Origin of the sequence: Kitasatospora sp. NPDC018619 (genome assembly GCF_044391605.1) — a bacterium.
Classification (GTDB): Bacteria; Actinomycetota; Actinomycetes; order Streptomycetales; family Streptomycetaceae; genus Kitasatospora.
On the sequence record NZ_JBISAI010000034.1, the window covers coordinates 1,358 to 19,830 of the forward strand.

Consider the following 18,473-nt stretch of genomic DNA (forward strand, 5'->3'; position numbering starts at 1 on the left):
CGTGACGACCGTCCGGCCGGCGGCGGCTTCCGCCGCGACGACCGCCCCTCGGGCGGCTTCAACCGCGACCGTGACGACCGCGGCGGCGACCGCGGCGAGCGCGGCGGGTTCCGCCGTGACGACCGCCCCTCCGGCGGCTTCCGTCGCGATGACCGGCCGAGCGGCTTCCGCCATGACGAGCGTGACGACCGCCCGCGTCGTGACGACCGCCCGTACCGTGACCGCGACGACCGCGGCGGTGACCGCGGTGGCGACCGCGGCGGCTTCCGCCGCGACGACCGCCCCTCCGGCGGCTTCAACCGCGACCGCGGCGACCGTGGCGGGTTCCGCCGTGACGACCGCCCGGCCGGTGGCGGCTTCCGCCGCGACGACCGCCAGGGTGGCGGCGGCTACGGCCGGGGCCGCGACGACCGCGGTGGCGAGCGTCGGGACTACGACGACCGCCGGGGCAACTACGAGCCCGTCAAGCGCCTGCCGATCCCGGAGGACGTCACCGGCTTCGAGCTGGACGCGGACGTGCGCCAGGAGCTCAAGAGCCTGCCCAAGACCCTCGCGGACGACGTCGCCCGCAACCTCGTGATGGTCGCCCGCCTGCTCGACAGCGAGCCGGAGGAGGCCTACCAGTACTCGCGCGTCGCGCTCCGGCTGGCCTCCCGCGTGGCGGCCGTCCGTGAGGCGGCCGGGTTCGCCTCGTACATGACGCAGCGGTACTCCGAGGCGCTGACCGAGTTCCGCGCCGCCCGTCGGATGACCGGCCGGGCGGACCTGTGGCCGGTGATGGCCGACTGCGAGCGCGGTCTGGGCCGTCCGGAGCGGGCACTGGCGATGGCCGGTGAGCCCGAGGTGAAGCAGCTGGACAAGGCCGGCCAGGTCGAGATGCGCCTGGTGGCGGCCGGTGCCCGCACCGACATGGAGCAGTTCGACGCCGCTGTGGTGACGCTGCAGAGCCCGGAGCTGGCCTCCAGCGCCGTGCACCCGTGGACCGCGCGCCTGCGGTACGCCTACGCCGAGGCCCTGATCGCGGCCGGCCGGGCCGACGAGGCCCGTGACTGGTTCGCCAAGGCGGCCGAGGCGGACACCGACGGCACCACCAACGCCTCGGAGCGGCTGGCCGAGATCGACGGTGTGGAGTTCACCGACACGCTCGACCCGGAGCTGGACGAGGACGGGGCCGAGTCGGCCGACGCCCCCGCCAAGAAGCGCGCCGGCGGCGACAACGCCGAGGACCGCGTGATCTTCGAGGACGAGGAGGACGTCGAGGAGTTCTACGACGAGGACGACCTGGAGATCGACGAGGACTTCGACGGTGTCGTCCCCGAGCGCACCCAGGGCGCCCAGCAGGACGCCGAGGACGCCGAGGCCGAGGAGCCGAAGGCCGCCAAGGCCGACGCCGACGCCGACAAGAGCTGAGCAGGCTCCCCCGCAACGCCGTGAGGCCCTGCCGTTCCCCGGTCACTCCGGGAACGGCAGGGCCTCACGGCGTTCCGGCCCCGGGCCGGAACGGCGGCGGCGGATCAGCCCAGCGCGAGGTTGCGCAGCACCAGCCCGGTGGCCGGCTTGGGCCCGAAGGAGGTGGACTTGCGCGGCATGGTGACGCCCTGTTCGGCGAGCCGCCGCACCACGGACTCCCGGACCGGGTGCAGCAGGACGGCGGTGCCGCCGGTGCGCGCGGCCTCCTGCTCGGCAGCCGCGGCGGTGTGCAGGTAGCCGATGTCGTCCGGGCCGTCGGGGACGTGCCAGGTGTGGTCGAGCAGGGTGGCGTGCAGGACGGTGGCGTCCAGGTGGCGCCACTCCTCGGGCCGGCCGTGCGGCACGGTGGCGTCGAGCAGGGCCTCCTCGGGCTCGCCGATCAGCCAGTAGACGCCGTCGCCGCCGGTCAGCACGAAGCCGTTGCCGCCGTGCCGCTTCTGCTCGGCGAGGGCCTGGAGTGCGGCGGGCAGCGGGCCGGGCACCTCCTTGACCTTCCAGTGGTCGCCGAGCCGCTCCAGCGCCTCGGCCACCGGCAGCCGGTAGAGCACGCGGTGGATGGCGCGGACCCGCAGCGGGTAGCGGGCGGTGTCCACCAGGAGCACCATGCCGCGGTCCCAGGGGCTGCGCGGCAGGTGGCGGTGCTCGCGCTGGAGGCGCAGGTACATCTCCCAGCGGTGGTGGCCGTCGGCGATCAGCGCCCGGCAGGTGGCCAGGTCCCGGCCGATCTCGGCGATCTCGGCCCGGTCGGTGACCGCCCACAGCCGGTGGTGGGTGCCGTCGGTGGTGGAGGTGGAGAGCAGCGGCTCGCCCGCGACCGTCCGCTCGATCACGCCGGAGGCGCCCCCGTTGCCGCGGTAGGTGAGCAGCAGCGGCTCCAGGTTGGCCCGGGTGGTGCGCATCAGGCCGACCCGGTCGGCGACCGGCCGCGGCATCACGTCCTCGTGCGGGAGCACCACGCCACCCTCGCGTCCGCTCACCGCCAGGGCGCCGATCAGGCCGCGCTGGAGCAGCTCGGGGGAGTCGGCGGTGGCCGGCACCCGCTGCTCGTAGACGTAGATCGCGGGCTCGGGGTCGGCGGCCAGGACGCCCTCGCGCTGCCAGGCGGCCAGCAGCCGGGCGGCGTGCCGGTAGCGGGTGTCCCGGTCGGGGCGGTCGCCGGCGTCCTCGGGCTCGGGCCGGGGCAGGATCAGCCGGACCACGTTGTGCGGGTCGGCGGTCTCCAGGGAGAGCCGGCGGCCCGGGTCGACGACGTCGTACGGCGGGGACGTCACCGCGGCCAGGGTGCCGACCCGGTCGGGGACGTAGCGCAGGCCGCGGAAGGGGGACAGGGACAGGCCGGCGGTGGCGACGTGCCCGGGATCGCCGGGGCCGCCCTCGGGAGTCTCGACTCCGTCTTCTGCACTGGGTGTGCTCATTCTGGGCATCGTAACCGGGTACGCGTTGTTGAGAGATCGGAATACCCGTGCCGAGTCGTGGGGCGGGTGTGCGACCGAGGGCGAGGTACGGCATGGACGACGGGCAGGAACGGGTGGACGGCGGCGGCCCGGCCGAGTCGGGCGGGCCGGCCGGTGACGCCCGCGCGGACGCTCCGGCCGAGGGCCCGGGGAGCGGCGGCCTGCCGCGGCAGAGCCGCACCGGGGAGCCGGACGGGGACGTCTACGACTGGTTCCGGCGGGGCGCCCGGCTGCTGGCGCAGGGGCACCCGGCGGCCGCCGAGCAGCTGCTGGCCCGGGCGCTGGCGGCGGAGCCGCACTCGCGCAGCATCCGCGAGGCGCTAGCGCGTGCCCAGTTCGACGCGGGTTCGTACGCGGCGGCGCTGGAGAACTTCCGTGCCGTGGCGCTCGCGGATCCGGCGGACGACTACGCTCAGTTCGGGTGGGGCGTCGCGGCGGCCCGGCTGGGCGACTTCGAGACCTCCGCCGAGCACCTGGCGCTGGCGGTGGCGATGCGGCCGGAGGCCGACCACTACCGGCAGGCGCTGCGGCAGACCCGGGCGACCCTGGCGGCCCGCGCCGGTGCGTACGGTCCGCTGCTGCCGGGAGCCCCCGGGTACGTGGCACCCCCGGCGGGGGCGGCCGGTGCCGAGGACGGCGCCTGAGCGGCCGGACGCGGTGCCGCCCGCCGGCCGGGGCCGGGGGCCCGGACGCCGGGCCCGACCCGGCCGACGCCGGGCCGCACGAGGACGTGCGGCCCGCAGGACGCAGTGACCGACGACGCAGTGAATGAGGTAGCGCAGCCATGACCGAGACGGCCACCCCCGAGCGACGGACCGCCCCCGGCGGCAGCGAGCGGCCGCTGACCGACGCCTACGACACCGCGCTGCTGGACCTGGACGGCGTGGTCTACGCCGGCGCCCACGCGATCGAGCACGCGGTGGAGGCGCTGGACGCCGCCCGGACGGCCGGGATGCGGCTCGCGTACGTGACCAACAACGCTTCCCGCCCGCCGCGGGTGGTGGCCGAGCACCTGACCGAGCTGGGCGTCCCGGCCGAGCCGGCGGACGTGATCAACTCGGCCCAGGCCGCCGCCCGGCTGGTCGCCGAGAAGGTGCCGGCCGGGTCGAAGGTGCTGGTCGTGGGCGGTCTCGGGCTGGAGGAGGCGCTGGCCGAGCTGGGCCTGGTCGCGGTCCGCTCGCTGGCCGACGGGCCGCTCGCGGTGGTCCAGGGCTTCGACCCCTCGGTGGGGTGGTCGGACCTGGCGGAGGCCGCGTACGCGGTGCAGAGCGGCCTGCCGTGGGTGGCGTCCAACCTGGACCTGACGGTGCCGCGGGCGCGGGGCATCGCGCCCGGCAACGGCACCCTGGTGGCGGCGGTGCGGGCGGCGACCGGGGTGGAGCCGGAGGTGGCGGGCAAGCCGCTGCCGCCGATGCACCGGGAGACGGTGCTGCGCACGGGCGCGGAGCGGCCGCTGGTGGTCGGGGACCGGCTGGACACCGACATCGAGGGCGCGTTCAACGGCGGGGTGGACAGCCTGCTGGTGTTCACCGGGGTGACCACCCCGGAGCTGCTGCTGGCGGCCCCGGTCGAGCACCGGCCGACCTACCTGGCGGCGGACCTGCGCGGACTGCTGGTGCCGCACCCGGCGGTGACGGCGGTGGACGGCGGCTTCGGGTGCGGCGGCTGGGTCGCGGGCGTCGGGGCGGGGGTGCTGCGGCTGTCCGGCACCGGGGACCGCTGGGACGGCCTGCGGGCGCTGTGCGCGGCGGCGTGGGCGGTGCTGGACGCGGGCGGCGCGCCGGTGGACGGCCGCAAGGCACTGGCCGACCTGGGGTTCTGACCAGGGGCGGTCGGGCCCCGGCGGAGGCGGGCCGGAACGGGCTGGGGCGGCCCGGGGCGGGCGGCCGGGGTCAGAGCAGGGCGCGCAGCCGCAGCAGGTCGCGGAAGCCCGCCTCCAGCCTGACCCGGCCGCTCGCCCACGCGGAGGCGAAGTTGAGCCGCCCGCCCACCAGCGCGACCAGGTCGTCGCTGCTCATGGTGAGGCGGATCTCCGCCTTCCCGGCCGGCGCGCCGGGGGCGGACACCACGTCCTGGATCCGGCCGTCGCGCAGCCGCCCGGTGAAGGTCAGGTCGAGGTCGGTGATCCGGCAGCTGAGCGAGCGGTCGAGGGCCGCGGCCTTGCGGACGTCGCCGGTGGACTTCGCCATGTTCCGGCTGAGCTGTTCCAGTGCCTCCCGGCACTGCTCGGCGTTCGCCACGGGGCGGCTCCCTCCCCCGGTCGCTACGGTGCTCACTGCGGGCCACGGTACCTCAGGAGGGTTTTGGCGGTAGCGTCGTCGGTGGGGTGCCCGGAGCGGCGCCCGGGTAGTTGAGGGCCACGGAGCGACGCGTACAGGCGATTGGGAGGCACCCGGATGCTGCCGAGGACGGTTCGGGGAGTGGTGGAGGCCGCCGCCGGGGTGGTCGGGGAGGTCGGTCGGCTGGTCGCCGGGACGGCCGCCTCGGTCCTGGAGAAGGCCGGGGTCGACGTCACGGAGGTCGAGCGCCGGCTGGGCGACCGGTTCCCGCCGTCGGTGGAGACCCTGCAGACCCTCGCGGGGGAGGCGGTCACCGCCGGGCGCGCCGGGGTGGACCTGGCGGTCGGCGTGGCGCGCAGCGAGGCGGAGAAGGTCTTCGAGAAGGTCGGCGACCAGGTGACCAAGGTCGGCGTGGTGCTGGCGTACCTGGAGGCCAAGCTGCGCGAGGTCGAGGAGGAGGCCCCGTCGGCGGCTTCCGGGCCCGGGGCGCGGGAGGCCGAGGAGCCGGTGCCGGCGCCGCGGGCCGGCGACCTGTTCGGGCGCGGCTGGGAGTTCGAGGACGAGGAGGCGCCCGTCCGGGTGGCGGGTGAGCCGATAGTCGCCGAGCGGGTGGAGGTGGACGAGCCGGTGGAGGTCGACCCGCCGGTCCCATCGGGCCCATCGGTCCCGCCCGTCCCGCCCGTCCCGCCGGTGGCGGCGGCCGGCCCGGTGCCGGGGGAGCAGCCCGCGGCGAAGAAGAGGGCCGCCGGGAAGGACGCCGCCGGGAAGGACGTCCCGGGAGAGGACGTCCCGGGGAAGGACGCCGACGGGAGGAGCGCGGCGAAGAAGCCGGCCGCCGAGAAGACGGCGAAGAAGGCCGCGGCGAAGAAGGCGGCGGCCAAGAAGGCGGCCGACGAGAAGGCGGCCGACGAGGGGACGGCGGCGAGGAAGGCCACCACCGGGAAGGCCGCCGCGAAGAGGACGACGACCGTCAAGAAGACGGCCACCGCCCAGCCGGCCGAGGACCGGGCCGGGACGCCCGCGAAGCGCGCGGCGACCAGGAGGACCACCGTCCGCAAGGCCACCAGTACGAGGAAGCCCGACGACAGCCCGAAGAAGCCCGATGCCCGAGACGAGTGAACCGCCGGCGGCCCCGCGCCCGCCCGTGCCGCCCACGCTCCCGCCACCGCTGGCGGCCCCGCCGTCGCCGGTCCTGCCCGCCGAGCCGCCGGGGGCCGGACCGGCCCCCACCGGCCACCCCGGGGTGGATGCCGCGCTGGCCCGGCTGGAGGTGCTGGACGGGGTCCCGGCCGAGGCACACGTCGCGGTGTACGAAGATGTTCACCAGCGGCTCGTCGACGCACTGGCCGCGCTCGACCGGGAATGACCCGCAGGATCCGTAGGAGCTGAAACACCAGTGGCAGTGGCACGACGCCGACTCGACGCGGAACTGGTCCGCCGCAAGCTGGCCCGATCGCGTGAGCACGCGTCCGAGCTGATCGCGGCCGGCCGGGTGACCGTCGGCGGCACCACCGCGACCAAGCCGGCCACCCAGGTGGAGACCTCGGCGGCGGTCGTGGTGGCCAAGGACGAGAACGACCCCGACTACGTCTCGCGCGGCGGCCACAAGCTCGCCGGCGCGTTCGCGGCCTTCGTGCCGCAGGGGCTGGTCGTCGAGGGCCGCCGGGCCCTGGACGCGGGCGCCTCCACCGGAGGGTTCACCGACGTGCTGCTGCGGTCCGGGGCCGCGCACGTGCTGGCGGTGGACGTCGGCTACGGGCAGCTCGCCTGGTCGCTGCAGAGCGACGAGCGGGTCACCGTGATGGACCGCACCAATGTGCGCGAGCTGACACCGGAGCTGATCGGCGGCACCCTGGTGGACCTGGTGGTGGGCGACCTCTCGTTCATCTCGCTGGGCCTCGTCCTCCCGGCCCTCGCCTCCTGCGCGGCCGAGGACGCCGACCTGGTGCTGATGGTCAAGCCGCAGTTCGAGATCGGCAAGGAGCGCCTCGGCAGCGGCGGGGTGGTGCGCAGCCCGCAGCTGCGCGCCGAGATGGTGCGCCAGGTCGCGGGGCAGGCGTGGGAGCTCGGGCTGGGCGTGCGCGCCGTCACCGCGAGCCCCCTGCCGGGGCCGTCCGGCAACGTCGAGTACTTCCTCTGGCTGCGGCGGGACGCCCCGCAGCTGGACCCCGCGGACGCGGACCGGGCCGTGGCGGAGGGGCCCCGGTAGGGTGCCTTGCGAGCGTCCGGCCCGCCATGCCGTATGGCGCGGCCGCACCGGGGCCAAGGGCGACCCGGCAGGCGTTAGGGAGAGGGCAGCGGCATGAGCGACGAAGAACGTACGGTCTTCCTGATCGCGCACACCGGCCGGGAGACGGCGCTGCGCAGCGTCGAGGGCCTGGTGCAGGGGCTGCTGAAGGCGGGACTCCGGATCAGACTGCTGGAGGCCGAGGCGGTGGACCTGGACCTGCCGGAGGGCGTCCAGACCGTGGCCGAGGGCCCCGGGGCGGCGGACGGCTGCGAGCTGATCCTGGTGGCGGGCGGGGACGGGACGCTGCTGCGCGGGGCGGAGCTGGCGCGCTCGCATGGGCTGCCGATGCTCGGGATCAACCTGGGCCGGGTGGGCTTCCTCGCCGAGGCCGAGCGGGACGACCTGGCCGTGGTCGTCGAGCGGGTCGTGGACGCCGACTACGAGGTCGAGGAGCGGATGACGATCGACGTCATCGTCCGCACCAACGGTGACGTGGTGCACGAGGACTGGGCGCTGAACGAGGCCTCGATCGAGAAGGCGTCCCGGGAGCGGATGCTGGAGGTGGTGACCGAGGTGGACGGCCGCCCGGTCTCCAACTTCGGTTGCGACGGCGTGGTGTGCGCGACGCCGACCGGCTCCACCGCGTACGCGTTCTCCGGCGGCGGGCCGGTGGTGTGGCCGGAGGTGGAGGCGCTGCTGATGGTGCCGATCTCCGCGCACGCGCTGTTCGCCCGCCCGCTGGTGACCTCGCCGGAGTCGGTGCTGGCGGTCGAGGTGCAGCCCAAGACGCCGCACGGCGTGCTCTGGTGCGACGGGCGGCGCTCGGTCGAACTGCCCGCGGGGGCACGGGTGGAGGTCCGCCGGGGGCGGACGCCGGTGCGGCTGGCCAGACTGCACTCGGCGCCGTTCACCGACCGGCTGGTGGCCAAGTTCGCGCTGCCGGTGACGGGTTGGCGCGGCCGGGCCGACCACCACTGAGGACCGGCCGCCACTGAGGCCGGGCCGCGACCGGGCCCGGGCCGCCCCCGGGGCCCCGGCCGCTGACGGCCCGTCAGACGGCCAGCGGCTGGGCCTCGTCGGCCGTTTCGAGCCGCCCGCCGTCCGCCGCCCGGGCGGCCAGCGCGGCGAGGCGTTCGACGGCGGCGGGGACGGTTGCGGCGGGCACGGTGAGCGGCAGGCGGATGTGGTGCTCGAAGGCGCCGTCCGAGCCGAAGCGGTTGCCCGAGGCGATCCGCACCCCGGTGCGCTCCCCGGCCCGGGCCAGCGCGGCACCGGACAGGCCGCCGGTGGAGACCCACAGCGAGAGCCCGCCGGGCGGCACGGCGAAGCTCCACCCGGGCAGCCGTTCGGGCAGGGCGGCGGCGAAGGCCCGGGCGGTGGCCCGCAGCCCGGCCAGCTGGTGCTCCCGGACCTCGGGCAGCGGATCGCCCAGCAGTTCGGCGGCGATCAGCTGGTCCAGCACGGGCGTGGCGACGTCGCTGTAGACCCGCTCGGAGGCCAGCCGGCGCACCAGCGCGGGGGCGGCCCGTACCCAGCCGATCCGCAGGCCGCCCCAGAGCAGCTTGCCCGCCGAGCCGACGGTGACCACCTGGGCGGAGCGGTCCAGCGCCGCCGTCGGGCGCGGCAGCGGGGTGGACTCCGGTACGCCCCAGCCGAGTTCGGCGGTGGTCTCGTCGGCCAGCACGACGCTCCCGGCGGCCCGGGCGGCGGCCAGCAGCCCGCGGCGCTGCTCCTCGTCGACCAGCGCGCCGGTCGGGTTGTGGAAGTCCGGGATGACGTAGGCGACCCTGGGGCCGGCGCCGCGCAGCACCCGCCGCCACTCGTCGAGGTCCCAGGCGGGCCGCGGCGTCCAGGCGTACGGCACCGGGACGAGGCGCGCGCCGGTCAGCCGCAGCGCCTGGAGGGTGTGGGCGTAGCTGGGCGCCTCGACGGCGACCCGGTCGCCGCGGCCGAGCAGCGCCCGCTGGACGAGGTGCAGACCGCCCATCGCCCCGGTGGTGACCAGGATCTGGTCGGGGGTGGTGGGCAGTCCGCGCTCGGTGAAGCGCCGGGCCACGGCCTCGCGCAGCACCGGGATGCCGGTGGGGTAGTGGCCGTGCCCGGAGGCGTAGTACGGCAGCTGTTCGACGGCGCGGGCGGCGGCCCGGCCGACCCAGGGCTGGGGGGCGGGCGGGGCGGCGACGCCGAGGTCCAGGATGCGGCCCTGCTCGTCCGGCGGGACGGGGTGCAGGGCCTCGCCGGGCGGCGGGGCGCCCTCGGGCAGGGCGGTCCAGCTGCCGGAGCCGCGCCGGCTGCGCAGGTAGCCGTCGCCGCGCAGGGTCTCGTACGCGGTGGCGACGGTGGTGCGGCTCATCGCGAGGGCGGTGGCCAGCTCGCGTTCGGCGGGCAGTCGGGCGCCGACCGGCAGCCGGCCCTCGGTGACCAGCAGCCGGATCTGTCCGGCCAGGGTGCGGTAGGCGGGGCGGCGGGCGGCGGCCGGTTCGGGGAGCCGGGCGGTGGCGAGCAGCCGGGCCAGGGCGGGCGGGGTGACGGTGGTGTGCCAGTCGGCCATGGCGATCAGTCCACTTGCTGGGTATTGGCCCTGGAGAGGGCTGCTTTGGCCTGGCCATCATGGCAGGGCGGCCACACCGTCCGCCACCGCCGGGCGCCCCGGCGGTGCAGCACCACCGCAGGAGCAGCCTTGGCCACCACGACCGGACCGGCACCGGCCACCCCGTCCAGCACCCCGTCCCCCGCCGCCGCGGCCCCGGCCGCCCCCGCGCGGGCGGGCAGGACGCTCGCCGCCCGGGTGTTCGGCGACACCGGCGCGCTGGGCCGCCGGATCCCGCAGCTGTTCGTCGGCCTCGCCCTGTATGGCGCGAGCATGGCGCTGATGCTCCGCGCCGGCCTCGGCCTCGACCCCTGGGACGTCCTGCACCAGGGGCTCCAGCGCACCGCGGGCCTCTCGGTCGGCGCCTGGGTGACGATCTGCGGCGCCCTCGTCCTGCTGCTGTGGATCCCGCTGCGCCAGCGCCCGGGCCTGGGCACCGTCGCCAACGTCCTGGTGATCGGCGCGGCCATGGACCTCACCCTGCGGGTGGTGGACGGCCCCGGCGCGCTGCCCGCCCGGATCGCGCTGACCGCCGCGGCGATCGCCCTCAACGGCCTGGCCTCCGGCCTCTACATCGGCGCCCGGCTCGGCCCCGGCCCGCGCGACGGCCTGATGACCGGCCTGCACCGGCGCACCGGCCGCTCGCTGCGGCTGATCCGCACCGGCATCGAGGTGACGGTCCTCACCGCCGGGCTGCTGCTCGGCGGCACCGCCGGCGTCGGCACCGTCGCGTACGCGCTGGCCATCGGCCCGTTGGTGCAGCTCCTGCTGCCCTGGTGCACCGTGCCGGTGCCCGCCGGGGACGCCCGGAAGGGATGAACTTCCGGGCACCGAGTTGCCGCGCGCCGTTGTCGCTCGTCGCGCGGCGGGGGCGGAACCTCGTAAGGTCGTCTCCGTGTTGGACGAGATGCGGATACGGGATCTTGGGGTCATCGACGACGCGGTGGTCGAACTCGCCCCCGGCTTCACCGCCGTGACCGGGGAGACCGGCGCCGGCAAGACGATGGTCGTGACCAGCCTCGGACTGCTCCTGGGCGGCCGCGCCGACCCGGGCCTGGTGCGCAACGGCACCGGACGCGCCGTCGTGGAGGGCCGGCTGGAGCTGCCCGCCGGCTCCCCGGTCGCGGCCCGCGCGATCGAGGCCGGGGCCGAGCTGGACGACGGCGCGCTGCTGATCAGCCGGACGGTCTCCGCCGAGGGCCGCTCCCGGGCGCACGTCGGCGGCCGGTCCGTTCCGGTCGGCCTGCTCGCCGAGCTCGGCGAGGACCTGATCGCCGTGCACGGCCAGACCGACCAGCAGCGCCTGCTGCGCCCGGCCCGCCAGCGCGGCGCGCTGGACCGCTACGCGGGCGCCTCGGTGGCCGAGCCGCTGGCCCGCTACCGGGAGACCTACCGCCTCCTGCGCGAGGTCTCCGCGACGCTGGAGGAGCTGACCACCCGGGCCCGCGAGCGCGCCCAGGAGGCCGACCTGCTGCGCTTCGGCCTGGACGAGATCGCCGCCGCCGAGCCGGTGGCCGGGGAGGACGCGGAGCTGGCCGCCGAGGCCGAGCGGCTCGGCCACGCCGACGCGCTGTCCTCCGCCGCGGCCCTCGCCCACGCCGCCCTGGCCGGCGACCCGGTCGACCCGGAGGCGCTGGACGCGGGCACCCTGCTCGCGCAGTCCCGCCGGGCCCTGGACGCCGTGCGCCACCACGACGAGCGGCTGGCCGCGCTGGCCGACCGCCTCAACGAGGTCGGTTACCTGCTCGCCGACGTGGCCGGCGACCTGGCCGGCTACGCCGACGACCTGGACGCCGACCCGGTGCGCCTGGCCGCCGTCGAGGACCGCCGGGCCGTGCTGGCCCAGCTGCTGCGCAAGTACGGCGGCGAGGAGAACTCGCTCGCCGAGGTGATCGCCTGGGCCGAGGCCGGCGCGGCGCGGCTCGCCGAGCTCGACGGCGACGACGACCGGATCGACGAGCTCGGCGCCCGGGAGACGGAGCTGCGGGCCGAGCTGGCCGAGCTGGCCGCCGAGGTGTCGCGGGCCCGGCACGCCGCGGCCGGGCGGTTCGCCGAGGCGGTCTCCGCCGAGCTCGCCGAACTGGCCATGCCGCACGCCCGGGTGACCTTCGCGATCAGCCGGGTCGACGACCTCGCCGGGCTGGAGGTCGACGGGCGCACCGTCGCCTACGGCCCGCACGGCGTGGACGAGGTCGAGGTGCTGCTCGCCCCGCACCCGGGCGCCCAGCCGCGCCCGATCGCCAAGGGCGCCTCCGGCGGTGAGCTGTCGCGCGTGATGCTCGCCGTCGAGGTGGTCTTCGCGGGCGCCGACCCCGTCCCGACCTACCTGTTCGACGAGGTGGACGCGGGCGTCGGCGGCAAGGCCGCGGTCGAGATCGGCCGCCGGCTGGCCAAGCTGGCCGAGTCCGCCCAGGTGGTGGTGGTCACCCACCTCCCGCAGGTCGCCGCGTTCGCCGACCGGCACCTGGTGGTGGAGAAGACCGACGACGGCACCGTGACCCGCAGCGGCGTCAAGGTGCTGAACGACGAGGAGCGGGTGCGCGAGCTGTCCCGGATGCTGGCCGGCCTGGAGGACTCCGAGCTGGGCCGCGCCCACGCGGAGGAACTGCTGGCCGCCGCCCGCGCCCCGCGCCGCCGCTGACCGGCCCCGGCGGCCCGCTCGGACGTCGGCGACGCGCCCCGGTGGCGCCGACTGTCCAAGAGGGCCGCCGACCTGGCATCGTGGCGGCTGGACACTGGCTTCCCAGCCCCGAGCGCCGCCCGGCGGGCAATCCTCGCGGAGCGGCGCGCGAAACCCGATCGAGTCGGATGCGAGACGACGTGGACCATTCCGCCGCCCGGGCCACCGCGGCCGTCCCCGAACGGGGGCAGCTGCACGTGGTACTCGTCCTGGCCGCCAGCACCGGCGGCATCGGTGCGCACGTGCGCTCCCTGGCCCAGGGCCTGGTCGCGCACGGAGTGAACGTCACGGTCTGCGCGCCGGCCGGTACGGACGCGCTGTTCGGCTTCTCCCGGACGGGCGCCCGGTTCCACACCGTCGACATCACCCCCACCGCGGGCGCCCGCAGCGACGCCACCGCGATCGGCGAGCTGCGCCGGGCCTTCACCGGCGCCGATGTGGTGCACGCCCACGGACTGCGCGCCGGGCTGCTGTCCGACCTGGCGCTGCGCACCGCCGGCCGCTTCCCGGGCCTGCGGCCCGAGACCCCGCTGGTGGTCACCTCGCACCACGCGCTGCTGGCCACGGGCATGGAGCGCCGGCTCCAGCGGCTGATGGAGCGCCGGGTGGCGCGCGCCGCGGACCTGGTCCTCGGCGCCTCCTCCGACCTGGTGGCCCGGGCGCGCGAGCTGGGCGCCACCGACGCCCGGCTGGGCCCGGTGGCCGCGCCGCCGATGCCCGAGGGCCTGCTCGGCCGCGCCGAGGCGCGGGCCGCGCTGCTCGGTGACGGACCGGACCGCCCGCTGGTGCTGGCGGTCGGCCGGCTCGTCCCGCAGAAGGCCTTCGGGCTGCTGCTGGACGCCGCCCGGGAGCTGTCCGCGCTGGACCCGGAACCGCTGGTGCTGCTCGCGGGGGACGGCCCGGAGGCGGGCGCGCTGCGCGAGCGGGCGGCCGCGGAGAAGCTGCCGGTGCGGCTGCTCGGCTACCGCACGGACGTGCCCGACCTGCTGGCCGCCGCCGACCTGGTGGTGGTCTCCAGCCGCTGGGAGGCCCGCTCGCTGGTGGTGCAGGAGGCGATGCGGGCCGGCGTGCCGGTCGTCGCCACCGCCGTCGGCGGCATCCCCGAACTGGTCGGCGACGCCGCCGCGCTGGTGCCCCCGGGCGACCCGGCGGCGCTCGGGCGCGCGGTGCGCGCCCTGCTGGCCGACCCGGCCCGCCGCGAACGGCTGGCGGCGGCCGGCCGGCAGCAGGCCGAGACCTGGCCGGACGAGGCCGCCACCGTCGCCCAGGTGCTCAGCACCTACGACGAGCTGGTGCAGCGCCCGTAGGCGCCGTCAGACGGTGGCCCGCTCGACCCGGTCGGCGGCCGGGCCGTCCGGCTGGGCGGACAGGTACGCGGCGCCGCAGGCGGTCAGCCGCAGGGCGGTGTCGATCAGCGGGACGTGGCTGAAGGCCTGCGGGAAGTTGCCGACCTGGCGCTTGAGGCGCGGGTCCCACTCCTCGGCGAGCAGGCCGAGGTCGTTGCGCAGCGAGAGCAGCTTGTCGAACAGCTCGCGGGCCTCCTGGACCCGGCCGATCATGGCGAGGTCGTCGGCCAGCCAGAACGAGCAGGCCAGGAAGGCGCCCTCGTGGCCGGAGAGGCCGTCCACGTTGTTGCCGGACTCGTCGTGGGTCGGGTAGCGCAGCACGAAGCCGTCCTCGGTGGACAGCTCGCGCTGGATCGCCTCGATGGTGCCGATCACCCGCTTGTCGTCCGGGGGCAGGAAGCCGACCTGCGGGATCAGCAGCAGCGAGGCGTCCAGCTCCCTGCCGCCGTAGTACTGGGTGAAGGTGTTGCGCTCTGGGTCGTAGCCCTTCTCGCAGACGTCCGCGTGGATCTGCGCGCGCAGCGCGCGCCAGCGCTCCAGGTGGCCGCCGCAGGGCTCGTCCTCGGGGGTCTGCTCCAGCAGCTTGATGGTGCGGTCGACGGCGACCCAGGCCATCACCTTGGAGTGGACGAAGTGCCGGCGCGGGCCGCGGACCTCCCAGATGCCCTCGTCCGGCTCCTGCCAGTGGTCCTCCAGGTAGTCGATCAGGCGCAGCTGGAGGTGGTGGGCGTGGTCGTTGCGGACCAGGCCGGTCATGTGGGCCAGGTGCAGGGCCTCGACCACCTCGCCGTAGACGTCGAGCTGGAGCTGCCCGGCGGCGCCGTTGCCGACCCGTACGGGCTGGGAGCCCTCGTAGCCGGGCAGCCAGTCCAGCGAGGACTCGGTGAGCTCGCGCTCGCCGGCGATGCCGTACATGATCTGGAGGTTCTCCGGGTCCCCGGCGACGGCGCGCAGCAGCCACTCGCGCCAGGCGCGGGCCTCCTCGCGGTAGCCGGTGCGCAGCAGCGAGGAGAGGGTGATGGCGGCGTCGCGCAGCCAGGTGTAGCGGTAGTCCCAGTTGCGCTCGCCGCCGATGTCCTCGGGCAGGGAGGTGGTGGGGGCCGCGACGATGCCGCCGGTGGGGGCGTAGGTGAGGCCCTTGAGGGTGATCAGGGAGCGGATCACGGCCTCGCGGTAGGGGCCCTGGTAGGTGCACTGCCCGGCCCACTCGTGCCAGAAGTCGGCGGTGGCGTCGAGCACCTCCTCGGCGTCCGGCGGCCTGGGCGGGTCGAGGTGGGAGGCCTGCCAGGTGAGGGCGAAGGCGATCCGCTCGCCGGCGGCGACGGTGAAGTCGGCGTAGGTGGTGAGGTTTCGGCCGTAGGTCTCGGCCTCGCCGTCCAGCCAGACCGAGTCGGGCCCGGCCATGGCGACGGTGCGGTGGCCGCCGTCGGCCTGCTCGACGCGGTGCACCCAGGGCACCACCCGGCCGTAGGAGAAGCGCATCCGCACCGCGGAGCGCATCCGCACGGTGCCGGAGACGCCCTCGACGATCCGGACCACCTGGGGGACGGCGTCCTTGCCGGCCAGCGGGCGCGGCGGCATGAAGTCGATCACCCGGACGGTGCCGCCCTCGGTGTCCCACTCCTGCTCCAGGATCAGCGAGTCGCCCCGGTAGCGGCGGCGGTCGGCGGGCACGGCGGGGGCGGCGGCGGTGGGCGGGGGCACCCGGAGGTCGGCGGTGTCGGCGATGCGGACCCGCCCGGTGCCGGCCGCGGCGGCGGGAGTGGCGGGGGTGGCGGCGGCCGGTGCGGGGACCTCGGTCCGGACGACCTCGGCCGGGCCGATCCGCCAGAAGCCGTGTTCATCGGTGCCGAGCAGGCCGGCGAACACGGCCGGGGAGTCGAAGCGGGGCAGGCAGAGCCAGTCCACCGCCCCGTCCCTGCTGACCAGGGCAGCGGTCTGCATGTCCCCGATGAGTGCGTAGTCCTCGATACGGCCGGCCACGTGGATCTCCAGTTCGCAATGTGGTCAGGGCATCGGCGAGCGGAGGGAGCGAGCGGTCTGCGGGGCCGGAGGTCCACCCCGGGACGTCCGGCCTGCCGGGGGTGGTGGCAGGCCCTGCTGGAGTGTCCGCGGGGCTCGGTCGAGCCCCTGGAGTGGGTGGGGATGAGCGGGAATTACGGGGAGGTCCGGTCGCGCATCGGGGACCGGGAGTGTCCTGACCCTCCCACGCCCTCCGCGTGCTCGTGCTGTCGGCGATGCGTCCGAGCAGCTTACGACGGACGAAAGGGGCGAAGCACGCGGGCGCAGCCCGGTGTGGCGCCGCAATTCGGCGGAAATGCCGTGCATCGCGAGGGCCCGGCCCAGGATGGTCCGGAAGGATCACCTCCGCCTGGTCCGCCCGGAGGGCCCGGCATGGTCCGGACGGGCGCCGCGCTCTGGCCCGGTCCGGGGGGTCGTGCGACCGGCGTGACGGTTGGGGCTGCTGATGCGCCGGTGGTGCGCCCCGCGCGCGCTCCTGGCGCGGCGCGCGGCCCGAACCGCGTCCGGGTCGCGTCACTGATACCCTGGTATCCCGTGGACCGGCGGGATCAAACGCCCCGGACCAGCCGAACCGACGACCCAGCGAGCGCCGCGCACCGAGCCGGCCTCCCGTCGCCCGGCGAACCCCGAGCTCCCGCCCACGTCACCTTCGACACGCGACCCACGGGAGCCCCCTCTTGGCACAGCCCCATTCCGGCAAGGCAGCGAACGGCCGCGCCGTGACGACCAAGCACCTCTTCGTCACCGGGGGTGTCGCCTCCTCGCTCGGCAAGGGGCTGACCGCCTCCAGCCTGGGCGCGCTGCTCAAGGCCCGCGGCCTGCGCGTGACGATGCAGAAGCTCGACCCGTACCTCAACGTGGACCCGGGCACCATGAACCCGTTCCAGCACGGCGAGGTGTTCGTCACCGACGACGGCGCCGAGACCGACCTGGACATCGGCCACTACGAGCGGTTCCTGGACACCAACCTGCACGGCTCGGCGAACGTCACCACCGGCCAGGTGTACTCGACCGTCATCGCCAAGGAGCGCCGCGGCGAGTACCTGGGCGACACCGTCCAGGTCATCCCGCACATCACCAACGAGATCAAGGCCCGGATCCGCCGGATGGCGACCGAGGACGTCGACGTGGTGATCACCGAGGTCGGCGGCACCGTCGGCGACATCGAGTCGCTGCCGTTCCTGGAGGCCGTCCGCCAGGTCCGCCACGAGGTCGGCCGGGACAACGTGTTCTTCGTGCACGTCTCCCTGCTGCCGTACATCGGCCCCTCGGGCGAGCTGAAGACCAAGCCCACCCAGCACTCCGTCGCCGCGCTGCGCAACATCGGCATCCAGCCCGACGCGATCGTGCTGCGCGCCGACCGCGAGGTCCCGCAGGCGATCAAGCGCAAGATCTCGCTGATGTGCGACGTGGACGAGGAGGCCGTGGTCGCGGCCATCGACGCCAAGTCGATCTACGACATCCCCAAGGTGCTGCACGGCGAGGGCCTGGACGCCTACGCGGTGCGCCGCCTGGACCTGCCGTTCCGCGACGTCGACTGGACCACCTGGGACGACCTGCTGCGCCGCGTCCACGAGCCGCAGCACATCGTCAAGGTCGCCCTGGTCGGCAAGTACATCGACCTGCCGGACGCCTACCTGTCGGTGACCGAGGCGCTGCGCGCCGGCGGCTTCGCCAACAACGCCCGGGTCGAGATCAAGTGGGTCACCTCCGACGACTGCGAGACCCCCGAGGGCGCCCGGGAGCAGCTCGGCGACGTGGACGCGATCTGCATCCCCGGCGGCTTCGGCGACCGCGGCGTCAACGGCAAGGTCGGCGCCATCACCTACGCCCGCGAGAACCGGGTCCCGCTGCTGGGCCTGTGCCTGGGCCTGCAGTGCGTCGTCATCGAGGCGGCCCGCAACCTGGCCGGCCTGCCGGAGGCCAACTCCACCGAGTTCGACTCCGCCGCCAAGCACCCGGTCGTCTCCACGATGGCCGAGCAGCTGGCCATCGTCGACGGCAAGGGCGACCTCGGCGGCACCATGCGCCTGGGCCTGTACCCGGCCAAGCTCGCCGAGGGCTCGATCGTCCGCGAGGTCTACGGCGGGGAGCAGTACGTCGAGGAGCGCCACCGCCACCGCTACGAGGTCAACAACGCGTACCGCGCGGACCTGGAGAAGACCGGCCTCCAGTTCTCCGGCCTCTCGCCCAAGGGCGACCTGGTCGAGTACGTCGAGTACCCGCGCGAGGTGCACCCGTACCTGGTGGCCACCCAGGCCCACCCGGAGCTGAAGTCCCGCCCGACCCGCCCGCACCCGCTCTTCGCGGGCCTGGTCAAGGCGGCCATCGAGATCAAGACCGGGGCCGGCGAGTAGTCCTCCCAGGTCGTTCACCGGACGGCGGCTCCGCGGTTCCCGCGG

15 protein-coding genes are annotated in these 18,473 nt (G+C 75.8%); 11 read left to right on the forward strand and 4 right to left on the reverse strand.

Features of this window, described 5'->3' with window-relative positions:
* Positions 1 to 516 precede the first annotated feature (516 nt).
* The gene (locus ACH5AR_RS32525) at positions 517 to 1,410 is read left to right on the forward strand and encodes a tetratricopeptide repeat protein (RefSeq protein WP_396305163.1); all 894 of its coding nucleotides are present in this window, start codon (positions 517 to 519) and stop codon (positions 1,408 to 1,410) included.
* A gap of 104 nt (positions 1,411 to 1,514) precedes the next feature.
* Here ACH5AR_RS32525 and ACH5AR_RS32530 read toward each other — a convergent pair whose 3' ends face one another.
* Positions 1,515 to 2,885, reverse strand: a complete 1,371-nt coding sequence (locus tag ACH5AR_RS32530) for a DUF1015 family protein (RefSeq protein WP_396305122.1) — start codon at positions 2,883 to 2,885, stop codon at positions 1,515 to 1,517.
* 92 nt (positions 2,886 to 2,977) lie between these two features.
* Between ACH5AR_RS32530 and ACH5AR_RS32535 the strand changes: the two genes are divergently transcribed.
* Both ACH5AR_RS32535 and ACH5AR_RS32540 read left to right on the forward strand, forming a co-directional pair.
* The gene (locus tag ACH5AR_RS32535; RefSeq protein WP_396305123.1) at positions 2,978 to 3,568 is read left to right on the forward strand and encodes a tetratricopeptide repeat protein; all 591 of its coding nucleotides are present in this window, start codon (positions 2,978 to 2,980) and stop codon (positions 3,566 to 3,568) included.
* 140 nt (positions 3,569 to 3,708) lie between these two features.
* Positions 3,709 to 4,746: an HAD-IIA family hydrolase gene (locus ACH5AR_RS32540; RefSeq protein WP_396305124.1), complete on the forward strand. Its 1,038-nt coding sequence runs from the start codon at positions 3,709 to 3,711 to the stop codon at positions 4,744 to 4,746.
* Positions 4,747 to 4,816: 70 nt separating this feature from the next.
* Here ACH5AR_RS32540 and ACH5AR_RS32545 read toward each other — a convergent pair whose 3' ends face one another.
* On the reverse strand, positions 4,817 to 5,164 hold the full coding sequence (locus ACH5AR_RS32545) for an SCP2 sterol-binding domain-containing protein (protein ID WP_396305125.1): 348 nt from the start codon (positions 5,162 to 5,164) through the stop codon (positions 4,817 to 4,819).
* A gap of 156 nt (positions 5,165 to 5,320) precedes the next feature.
* Between ACH5AR_RS32545 and ACH5AR_RS32550 the strand changes: the two genes are divergently transcribed.
* The 4 genes from ACH5AR_RS32550 to ACH5AR_RS32565 all read left to right on the forward strand — a co-directional run bounded on the left by ACH5AR_RS32550 (position 5,321) and on the right by ACH5AR_RS32565 (position 8,411).
* Complete coding sequence (locus tag ACH5AR_RS32550; RefSeq protein ID WP_396305126.1) at positions 5,321 to 6,322, forward strand: hypothetical protein; 1,002 nt, start codon at positions 5,321 to 5,323, stop codon at positions 6,320 to 6,322.
* Complete coding sequence (locus tag ACH5AR_RS32555) at positions 6,306 to 6,569, forward strand: hypothetical protein (RefSeq protein ID WP_396305127.1); 264 nt, start codon at positions 6,306 to 6,308, stop codon at positions 6,567 to 6,569. The genes ACH5AR_RS32550 and ACH5AR_RS32555 overlap by 17 nt, the downstream gene beginning before the upstream one ends.
* A 36-nt stretch (positions 6,570 to 6,605) precedes the next feature.
* Positions 6,606 to 7,412, forward strand: a complete 807-nt coding sequence (locus ACH5AR_RS32560; protein ID WP_396305164.1) for a TlyA family RNA methyltransferase — start codon at positions 6,606 to 6,608, stop codon at positions 7,410 to 7,412.
* Positions 7,413 to 7,505: 93 nt separating this feature from the next.
* Positions 7,506 to 8,411 (forward strand): NAD kinase, encoded by a 906-nt coding sequence (locus ACH5AR_RS32565; protein WP_396305128.1) that lies wholly within the window; start codon positions 7,506 to 7,508, stop codon positions 8,409 to 8,411.
* A 73-nt stretch (positions 8,412 to 8,484) separates the two neighbouring features.
* On the opposite strand, the gene ACH5AR_RS32570 is transcribed toward ACH5AR_RS32565, so the two are convergent.
* Positions 8,485 to 9,984: a PLP-dependent aminotransferase family protein gene (locus ACH5AR_RS32570; RefSeq protein WP_396305129.1), complete on the reverse strand. Its 1,500-nt coding sequence runs from the start codon at positions 9,982 to 9,984 to the stop codon at positions 8,485 to 8,487.
* 129 nt (positions 9,985 to 10,113) lie between these two features.
* Between ACH5AR_RS32570 and ACH5AR_RS32575 the strand changes: the two genes are divergently transcribed.
* The 3 genes from ACH5AR_RS32575 to ACH5AR_RS32585 all read left to right on the forward strand — a co-directional run bounded on the left by ACH5AR_RS32575 (position 10,114) and on the right by ACH5AR_RS32585 (position 14,010).
* Positions 10,114 to 10,842: a YitT family protein gene (locus tag ACH5AR_RS32575; protein ID WP_396305130.1), complete on the forward strand. Its 729-nt coding sequence runs from the start codon at positions 10,114 to 10,116 to the stop codon at positions 10,840 to 10,842.
* A gap of 88 nt (positions 10,843 to 10,930) precedes the next feature.
* On the forward strand, positions 10,931 to 12,664 hold the full coding sequence (gene recN, locus ACH5AR_RS32580; protein WP_396305165.1) for a DNA repair protein RecN: 1,734 nt from the start codon (positions 10,931 to 10,933) through the stop codon (positions 12,662 to 12,664).
* A gap of 167 nt (positions 12,665 to 12,831) precedes the next feature.
* Positions 12,832 to 14,010 (forward strand): glycosyltransferase family 4 protein, encoded by a 1,179-nt coding sequence (locus ACH5AR_RS32585; RefSeq protein ID WP_396305131.1) that lies wholly within the window; start codon positions 12,832 to 12,834, stop codon positions 14,008 to 14,010.
* A gap of 6 nt (positions 14,011 to 14,016) precedes the next feature.
* Here the strand turns inward: ACH5AR_RS32585 and ACH5AR_RS32590 are convergent, their stop codons facing one another.
* Entirely contained in the window at positions 14,017 to 16,032 is a 2,016-nt protein-coding gene (locus ACH5AR_RS32590; RefSeq protein ID WP_396305132.1) for a glycoside hydrolase family 15 protein, read from the reverse strand.
* Between the two features lie 716 nt (positions 16,033 to 16,748).
* Between ACH5AR_RS32590 and ACH5AR_RS32595 the strand changes: the two genes are divergently transcribed.
* A complete protein-coding gene (locus ACH5AR_RS32595) occupies positions 16,749 to 18,428 on the forward strand; it encodes a CTP synthase (RefSeq protein ID WP_396305133.1) in 1,680 nt (559 codons plus the stop codon).
* Positions 18,429 to 18,473 lie beyond the last annotated feature (45 nt).